This window comes from Methanobrevibacter sp., from assembly GCF_045646205.1.
In the GTDB taxonomy this organism is placed as follows: domain Archaea; phylum Methanobacteriota; class Methanobacteria; order Methanobacteriales; family Methanobacteriaceae; genus Methanocatella.
The window spans coordinates 117,013-128,004 of sequence record NZ_JAZRKF010000039.1 but is presented as its reverse complement, the minus strand read 5'-3'; the positions used below and the strand labels follow the sequence as shown (position 1 = coordinate 128,004).

The 10,992-nt window shown below is 32.2% G+C and carries 1 protein-coding gene; it reads right to left on the bottom strand.

Going from position 1 to position 10,992, the window contains the following annotated elements:
* Window positions 1-10,766 (bottom strand): Ig-like domain-containing protein (locus ACKI44_RS07935; RefSeq protein ID WP_407423240.1); only part of this gene is annotated, 10,766 nt, incomplete at its 3' end.
* Window positions 10,767-10,992 lie beyond the last annotated feature (226 nt).

Sequence of the window (10,992 nt, the reverse complement as noted above, 5' to 3'; positions counted from 1 at the left end):
GAGATATCTGCAGTAGCATTTTCAACTAAACCAGGAACAGTAATAGTAGCAACACCGTCAATAATAGGAGCAATGTAAACTCCATTACCAACTTTAGCAGAAACATTACCAGTAGCATCTTTCAAACCACTAACAACAATAGTAGCATTCTCACCAACAATAATCGGATCAGCAACTGCACTGATTGTTAGATTTTCCTTAGGAGGAACAGGTTTTTCATCCACAGTAACATTAACACTAGTTTCAATTGGGTTATACTTGTCATCACCAGAGTAAACAACAGGAACAGTATTGTTTCCAACAGGTAAATTAGTTAAAACAACACTAGCAGTACCATTTATAACATCAGCAACCTCATTACCGACAGTAATAGTACCAGTAGCATCTTCAGGTAAAGTTACAGTAACAGTAGCATTTTCACCTTCAGTGATTGCAGGAGCGTCAATACTAATAGTTGCATTTTCTTTAGGTGGAACAGGTTGTTCTTTAACAGTAACATTTACAGTAACATTTTCAGCAGCAGCATACTGCTCATTACCAGCAAATGAAACAGTAATAGTAGCATTACCAGCACCAACAGCAGTTACCTTACCATCAGCATCAACCTTAACAACACTATCATCACTAGAAGTGAATACAGGTACACCAGCCTCAGCAGGAGTCAAAGTAGCATTAATAGTAGCATTATCACCAACAGTCAACTCTAAAGAAGCAGGATCAACAGTAATAGTAGTATTAATAACTACAGGTTCTTCAGTGACATTTACAGTAACTTTAGTGAATGTGTAGTTATCACCATTGTAAAGTGCAACAGTTAATTTTTGGATATCCGGACCGAAGAATACTTCATGAATACCTGCATCCAATTCAATATTCCATAAATCTTTTAAGTTAAAGATAAATGAAGTAGCATTTGCTTTTACACCATCAATTTGTTCACGTTGATAGTTTTGAGTACCGTCAATGTAAACATACATAGGTTCACCATCAAGTGCTTCAATCCATCCTAATTTATAATCTGCAGTAACAGCAATAATACCATCTTTACCAATGACATATGTCATTTCAGTAATATTTGGAGTAGATACATAGTAGTATGGATTTACCCATGGCTCTTCAACATTAATAGTTACATTTACTGATTTTTTAGCGTAGTTTACACCATCACCAGCAGTAACAGTAATGATAGCAGTACCCTTACTTACACCAGTAACTTTACCGTCAGCATCAACAGTTGCAACAGATTCATTATTGGATTTGAAAGTAGGATTACCAGCAGATGAAGGAGTTACATAAGCAGTAATAGTGTAGTTTTCACCAATTTCAATATCTTTAGTTGTAGGATTGACATATATTGTTACATCAGCCATGTTAACGGTTACAGGAATAATTAATGATACGGCTTCGTATTCATCATTACCTGCAAATGAAGCATTAACAGTAGTATTACCTGCTTTTAAACTAGTAATTTGACCATTTTCAATTTTAATGATTGAAGAATCAGCAATGTCAAATGTTAAATTACCTGCTTCTTTAGGATCTAAGAATACATTCCAGTAAGTGGTCTTACCAACATCCATTTCTTTTCCGTCTTTATCATTACCTATGATTGATGTAGTTTTTTTGCTTACAGTTACAGTAACATTAGTTTCATTAATGGTGTAATATACACCGTCACCGGCAGTAACAGTAATTACAGCACTACCTGCGCCAATTGCTTTTACAACACCGTTTGCATCAACGGTCACAACAGACTTGTTGCTTGAACTAAATTTAGCAGGGCCTGCTGCAACAGGAGTAACATTAGCAACAATAGTAGCATTATCACCAACAGTTAAATCCAATTCAGTCGGATTAACAGTTAAATTAGTGTCAATAACATATTGTTTTGCAATTACGGTCAATTCATTGAATACACAATCATCTACAGTAATACCTGCTTCTTTCAATGAATAATCATTAGGACGGAATACAACAGTGTAATTATGTCCTGCAACGAAAGTGTAAACAAGCTCGTTTAAGTTAACGGTAAATGATTTATCCCATGATTGATAATCATCCAAATCATCTATTTTTACACCATTTACATATAAAGCAAGAACTGAATATGCATCGAAGTCCAAATTATCAAACTCAGCTGTTAACTCAATAATACAATCTTTTCCAACAAAGTACTCAGTACTGTTAGGAGAAGGAGTGATTATATAGAGTGGTCCTTTAGGAAGAACTTTGAAGGTTAAATCAGCTACAACATCACCATAACTAACATTAATAACTTCATTACCTGCATTGGTTGCAGTGTAAGTGGTAGTAGCCTTATTGTTAATCATTGTAATGGTTGAATTGCCTAAAGCATTTCCTAAATCGGAAGTTAGATCAAAGCTGATAGTAGGCATTACATCACTTAACTCAGTTAAAGTAGTTCCATCAGTAGTTGATTTGAATTCAAATGCTAAAGTGTAATTATTTTCAACATTTACAGTTTCATTATTAATTGATGCATCAACAACAACCCAATTAGTTAATTCAGGTGAATTTCCTACATCAGGTTTTTCTTCTGTACCCCAGAAGTTATAGTTAACATTTCCACCAGCTAAATTCTTACCGGATACCAATAAGTTTGCTTCTGGATTATTATTAACTATATTGTTATAATTCATTATCCAGGTTCCTTTATCAACGAAAATTAAGTTTGTTGCAGTATTATCTATAATATTAGTGTGAGTAATAGTTAAGTCACCATTATTAATAGCAATCATACGGGTAGCTTGAGTACCTGATCTTGTTCCAGTATTGTTTTTGAAAGTACAGTTATCAATTGTTACGGATGCTTTAGTATCATATGACCAGATAGCAAATCCATTACCTCTTAAATCAGATGTAGGTTGATGGATTTTAAGGTTTTCAATGATTACATTTGATAAATTAAATACACTTCCATATACTTCAAATAATTTGCCTTTAGTATTTCCGGTTAAAGAGACAACTCCCCTACCAACAATAGCAACATCTTTAGTGATTTGGTAAGGAGAAGTAGTATCATATGAACCTTCCAATACAATAATTTCATTTCTAGTATCAGTTACGTGTTTTAATGCTTCTGTAATTGTAGCATAAGGAGCACTTTCAGATCCATCACCAGAAGTATCGCTACCTGTTGAATTAGAAACAAATATTACATTACTTATTTCTTTTACATTAACATTAATGGTTTTATTTACAGCAGCAGCATACTTAACATTACCATCAAATGAAACAGTAATAACTGCAGAACCTTCACCTTTAGCAACAATCAAACCATTCTCAACAACAACAACAGAATCATCACTAGAATTATAAGTTAAATTACCTGCTTCAGCCGGATCTAAAGAAGCGCCAGTTGACTTTTTCTCACCAACAACTAAATCAGCAGTTGGATTATCAATACTAATAGCAGTGGCTATTTTAGAAACAGTTACAGTGAAATTCTTAGATAAACTATTATAATTAGCAGATTCAGCTAAAGTAACAGTAATGTTAACCACACCTTCACTTTCACCTTTAACGACACCATTTAAAACAGTAGCAATAGCATCATCATTACTTACATTAGTAAAGATAGGATTTGCATCTGAAACAATATCTGAAATTACAATATCTTTAGTTTCACCGACATTTACTGCAATATCTTTGACAGTGAAATCAGGAGTAGCCTTAGCAACAGTCACAGTAACATTCTTCTTAAGCTCAACAAAATTATCAGACTCAGCCAAAATAACAGTAACATTAGCAACACCAGCACCAACACCAGTCACAACACCACTAGCATCAACACCAACAACACCAACATCACAACTCACATAACCAAACACAGGACTATCAGGACCAACAACAATAACCGGAGCAATAACACCAGACTCATTATAAACAACACCAACAGCCTCAACAGTAAACTCAGGAGTAGCCTTATTAACTTTTACATTAACAATCTTATTACCTTTATATTGATTAGTGTTTACAGTAAGATTAATAGTGTAATTTCCTACATTCCATGTTTTTAAGTTAAGTATGGTAATTTGACCATCGATGGAAGTATTATTATATTCTTTTTCATCATTAATTTTTATAGCGACAGGAACTTCAACAGTTGAGCTGTCATAGGTAACAGTTGCAGTTAATGTGTTAACGTCACCATAATTCATGACAATATCCTCAGCATTAATATCAACCACTTTCTTAGCAACAGATACTTCTATAATTTTATCAGCAGATGCTTCGAAATAATCGTCTTCTGGATATGAAATAGTAATGATAGCACTACCTTCAGCTTTTGCAGTCACTTTACCATTTTCATCAACAGTTGCAACATTTACATCACTAGAAGTGAATTTGAGTTTACCTGCATGTACATCAGTAACATTTAACCTAGCATCAATTACTTTTTCTTCTGAAACTTTTAAATCAACAGGAGTTTGATCAGCAATAATTTCAGTTGGAAGTTTATTAACTGTTACATCAATAGTCGTTGAGTTTACACCATGAATTCCATCTTCTTTAGTTTTAATGACAATTTTAGTAGAACCAGATTTTACACCAGTTACATAACCTTCACTATCCACAGTAGCAATGCCAGTATTTAAACTTTCATATGTTACTTCAAGGCCACTAGGATTAGTAATTACATTTTCAATTTGTTTGGTCTGATTATAATCTAGAGATATGCTATCTGCAGTTACATTAGTTGGAACTAAAGCAACAGAAATGGTAATATTTCTGCTGGTTGCTGCAGCATATTTATAATCACCATCAAATGACACTGTAATATTTGCTGTACCTTTAGCTTTAGCATAAATTTTACCAGTAGTTTCATTATATATAGCAACATCAGGATTACTTGAAACATATTTTAAATCACCTGCTTCTGCAGGATCTAAAGAAGCACCAGTATCTTGACTTTCACCAACATTTAAAGATATGGCTGGATTAACAATATTGATATTAGTGGATTTTTTAGAAACAGTAACAATGATATTTTTACTTAAAGAGTTATAATTGTCAGATTCTTTTAATGTAACAGTAATATTTGCAACACCTTCTTTTTCAGCAATATTTCCAACACTAACAACACTAGTGTCATTACTTGCATATTCAAAAGTAGCATCAGCAGGAGTTACATCACCAGGAATTACAGTAAGAGTATCACCAACAAATAAAGCTAATGAATCAACCACAGTAAAACTAGGAGTAGCTTTACCAATAGTAACAGTAACAATTTTATTACCTTTATACTCATTAGTGTTTACAGTAAGATTAATAGCATAAGTATTAACATTCCAAGTGTTTAAATCATCAAAAGTAATTTGACCACCAGTAGAAGTCTTATTATCTTTTACATCATCATTAATCTTAACAGCAACAGGAACCTCAACATTTTCACCACCATAAGTAACAGTAGCAGTCAAAGTCCTATCTTCACCATAACTCATAGTAATATCATCAGCACTAATAGTAACCTCTTTTTTAGAAACAGAAACAGTGATATTTTTAGCTAAAGAATTATAATTATCAGATTCTTTTAATGTAACAGTAATATTAGCAACACCCTCTTTAACAGCAGAGACAGCATTACCACTAACACTAACAACACCAGTATCATTACTTACATACTCAAAAATAGCACCATCAGGAATCACATCACCAGGAACAATATCAGAAGTATCACCAACAAATAAAGCTAATGAATCAACCACAGTAAAAGCAGGAGTAGCTTTGGAAATATTAACATTTACAGACTTACTACCTTTATAATCAGCAGTGCTGACTGTAAGAGTAATTGTATAATTGTTAGCAGTCCAAGTTTTTAAATCATCGAAAGTGATTATACCATCAGTACCTGAAGATTTATTGTCTTTAGCATCACCATCAATATTAACAGCCACAGGAACTGCAATAGTATTTCCTTGACTATCTTTAATTTTAGCAGTTAAAGTATTATCTTCACCATAGGTCATTTCAAGATTATCCACTTCAATTACGACTGTATCAGGACGGACAATGAATTCCAAACTGGTAACATCAGCAGTGTGAGTAATACCAATTGTTTCCGGACCATTGTTTACAGCAGCATAAGAAACAGGACTTGCTTGATTATCAACCATTGTAATAGTTGATGCACCTAAGGTGTTTCCTAAAGCAGAAGCCAAATCAAAAGTGATTGTAGGCATTGAGTCAGCTAAATCTGTGTAAGTAGTTCCATCAGTTGTTGATTGGAATTTGAAGTTTAGATTGTAATTATTGTCTTTGTTAATTGTTTCATTATCAATTGTTGCATTGATAACTACCCAATTATTTACTTTATTTAAAACATAATTACTTATTAAATCACTGTTAGGTTTTTCATTGCTTCCCCAGAAGTTATTATTCGCATCATTAACTTTTGAAGATAATGAATAAATTAAATATTTACCAAGGTCATTATTTACAAAATTAGAATAAGTTACGCTTAATGTAGGATTAGAATTTCCCAAATATATAGCACCACTAGTTGAAGTGGATGCAGTGAATTTGGAATCAACAATACTAACCTTTTCAAGTACTATATTATGCCTATTTACATAAATCAATGATTTAGCATTAATATCTGTAAAAGTACAGTTAACTAATCTAATATTTTTTATGTCACCACTAGTTCCAGTATCATAAAATATTCCGTTTGAAGCTGAAGAACTTCCTGTGAATTTAATATTGGAAATATTCAAGTCATAATAATTATTATTATAACTTACTGACGTATACATATTAATTTGTTTCAAGTCTTTAATTACAACATTGTCCCCTCTTCCAATTATAGCCAAATCTTTATTCATGAAATAATTGCTTGAAGACAAATCATCGTAAATACCATCATATACAATAATTTGATTCGCATCTTTAGTTTTAGCATCATTTAAAGCAACTGTAATTGTAGTATAAGGTTTAGCTTTAGAACCATCACTATCTCCACCAGTGTATGATTTATTAACATACAATTTACCTGTTGGATCTTCTTCAACAGTGAATTCCAAAGTAGTCACTTCATTTCCAAATGCACTTACCGTAATTTTATCTGCACCTTCTTTGGAAGTTGAGTAAGTTGCAGTTCCAATATTATTGGTTAAAGTGACAGTTGGACTAACATCACCATTATCTGCAACCAAATCAAAAGTAGCTGCAGGCATTGACCTAGCAATATTGCCTTCATTTAATTTGAATTCTAAAGTTACAGTATTATCCTTATTAGCATATGTTGGTGTTTCAATTGAAGCATCGACAATTACCCATTTATCAGGCACATGTGCACCAGTAATCATTGGATAACCTTCACCATCTATAGGAACACCACTATTGTTACCCCAGAAGTTATAGTTTAAATCGAAACTTGTTGGAGAACCTTGGATATTAACATAATAACTTTCTACAGTATTTCCCATGAAATTATTATAATTAACAGCAATCTGGCCAGGACCATCTTGTTCAGTACGGATTAAGTAAGTTGCTGTGTTTTCAATAAAGTTAGTGTCCGTAATATTTAAGTTGAAATATCCTTCAGCATGAACTATTTTATTTCCGTTATTGTTTCTAACAGTACAGTTTTCCATTGTTAAGGTCATAATCCTAGTTGCTGTACCTTTATAATGAATAATACTTGAAGATGAAGTAATACCCTCAATAATTACATTTTTCAAAGTAATATCGAAAGGATAATAACCATCATAATCCCAACCTACTTTATCAAATAACGGACCATTACCTGTTCTTGTTAAAACAACATTTCCACGACCAGTAATATTTACAATATTATTAAATGTATAAGTTGAACTTACTGAATATGGATTATCATTTCCAATTACAATAATAGGTTTATCTTGACCTTTATCTAATGCATCCTGGATGTTTTTGAACGGTTTATCCTTAGAACCTTCACTTTCACCAGTATATGCTTGGTCAACATAATATTTGCTACCGTCATCTATTTCCTGAATGGTAACAGATGTAGAAGCTAGTGTATTAGTATCGTAATTTAAATTTACTGTTTCAGTGCCTTCTGTAGTAAAAGCAGTGAAAGTTGTTTGACCATTATTTTTACTAATGACTACTGAAGAAGGATTAACACTACCTAATGATTGTGTAGGTATAGCAGTTACAGTTAAATTAGGCATGTATCCGCCTGTTAAATCGGAATTATCATTTAATTTGAAATTAACAATAATATTGGATTCACCATTTATTGAAATAGGTGTAGTTTCAGTAGTTGCAGTAACAATAACATGATTATCTAATGTATATTTACCAACTGTTGCGACATTGCTTGGAGCACCACCATTTGAACCCCAGAAATTGTAATTCAAATCAATTCCATCAATTCCATTAGAATAAACAAGTACTCCACTTGAAGAGTATGTATTATCTATGAAATTACAATAATTTATTTTAAAAGTATAACCACTATTAGCAGCAGCATAACAGTCTATAATTCCTTTAGCCGTAGCCATAGTACCAATTGCTACATTATTAATGAAATTAGTACCTGTAATTATAGTATTGCCTTGTCCTTTTACTATAGAACCTGCAGAATTACCTATGAAAGAACAATTAATTATATTTAAATTTGTATTTTTACTACTTGTTTGTACAACAGACGTATAAGCGGATGATATGCTACAATCTTTAATTGTTAATCCGATTAAATTATGTGTAGATGTACCACCTAAACTGAATACATTACCTGCTCGAGTAATAATAACTTCACCATCGCCGATGAAAGTTAAACCTTTACCAGATACAGAAATTTGATTAGTGTTATAAGTTCCTTCTAAAATAACAATGGTTTGACCATCTGTAGCAAGACCTGCTGCTTTAGGAATTGTTTTAAATGCAGTTTCTCTAGTTTTTCCGTCATTATCATCATTACCAGTGCTGTCAGAAACATAATAATCACCAGTAATCTCTTTTTTAGTTACAGTTACAGTTACATTTTTTCTAGTTATTTTATAAGTTGTACCATCACCAACACTTACAGTAATATTGGCAACACCGACACCCTGAGCGGTTACAACACCATTTGCATCAACAGTAGCAACACTGCTGTCATTAGTATCATAACTAGGAGTTAAAGTATCCGGAGTAGGAGTAGCAGTAATAGTACCAGTTTCACCAACTTTCAAATCCATAGTTTCAGGACTGACAGATAAATCAGAATCAACCGGCTCTGAACTAATTACATCAACAGATAAATTGTTAAATAAATTATTAGTATAAAAATTAGGATAAGCAGCTAAAACATCAAGTGCAGGATGGAAAGTAATATTATGTTTTCCAGCAGTCAATAAATCAGAAATTTCCCTTAAATTAAAATTAAATGTTCTCTCACCAGCATCAATTGATGTTGTAAAAATTTTATTTTCTTCATCACCATCAAGGAAAACTTGAATATGATCACCATAACCAGCCAAATCACCCCATTGGTCATAATCAGCTGTTACCTCAATCAAACTATCAGTATCTTTAGTATAACTAACTGAAGAAGGACTAGGAGTAGTCACATAATCATAACTAGGTGCAGGAGCTGCACTAACAGTTACTTCAACATCTTTAGTACTGATAGCATATGTAGTTCCATCACCAACAGATACAGTAATAGTAGCAGTACCTGCACCGACAGGAGTAACAAGACCATTAGTATCTACAGTAGCAACAGTATCATCACTAGAACTATACGCAGGAGTTAAAGTACTAGGATTATAACTAGGATAAATATTACCTGTATCAACACCTACAGTTAAATCCAAAGTGTCAGGATATACAGTTAACTCAGGATCTATTGGCTGAGAACTTTTTACAACATTTACAGTTAACGGATGATAAAGAGTTGTTAAACCTTGAGTATCCAATCCAGTCTCATCAATATAGAAGTTTACAGTATTAGCACCATCATTCCAATATCTTGCATCGATTTCTTTTAAATCAAATGAAACAGAAGAGAAAGTATTTACAGATCTTGAAAATCCACCAAACTCATTAATAACATTACCATTTACATTTGCATATAAATATCGAGTTTTAGAACTAGGATTATAAGTATTATATTGATCACTTTTTACATAATTAACAGTTATACTTTGACTAGTTCCTGTTGTATAACTAACAGTATCAGGATTAGGAGTTAGTTCAAAATCAGGTGTAGAAGCTCCTCCAACCATCACAGTTAAAGGTTTAAATGTATGCCCATATCCATAATATGAAAATATTTGAGCACTAGTATCTACCTCAAAAGTTATGGTATTTTCACCTTGATTGAAATAAGAAGCATCTATGTTAGCCAAATCAAAATTAAAATAATTTGTCTGAGATCCACTATTAATTGTATTTCCAGTAGGCACATTATGCCCATTTATTGAAGCATAATACTGTAAAGATGCACCAGATTCAATATAATCTGAATTAAAATATGGATCTCTCGTAGTAGTTACTTTAATACTTTGACTCTCTCCAGGAGTATACGGATTAACAGCATCTGGATCAGGAGTAGTAACAAAATCATTTGCTCCTCCCAAAACATCTTTTGAATCTTCACTCACAGAAAGAGTATCGTTCACGCTATCCACCGAAGTTGCAATAATGCTATCCTCAGCAGATGTAGCCACATAACCATCATCATTTACATCGCTTGCAAATGATGTTGGAACAATTATAAGCATCAACAATACTAAAAATATAAGTATTACGTGCTTTCTAGATTTTAACGACATATTACATTTTCCTCCATCTTAAAAAAAATTTTAGAAATACGAAATGAAAATATTTTCATAACACTATAATTTATATTAAAAATTATATTTAATAGTTATGAAATTAATTTAAAAAAGTCATATAAAGATTACATAAATAAAATTAAGTTAAAAAAAAGTTATTTTTAGATTATTTATTAAAAAAACAAGATTAAAATTGTTTTTATTGATATGATAATATAACCAT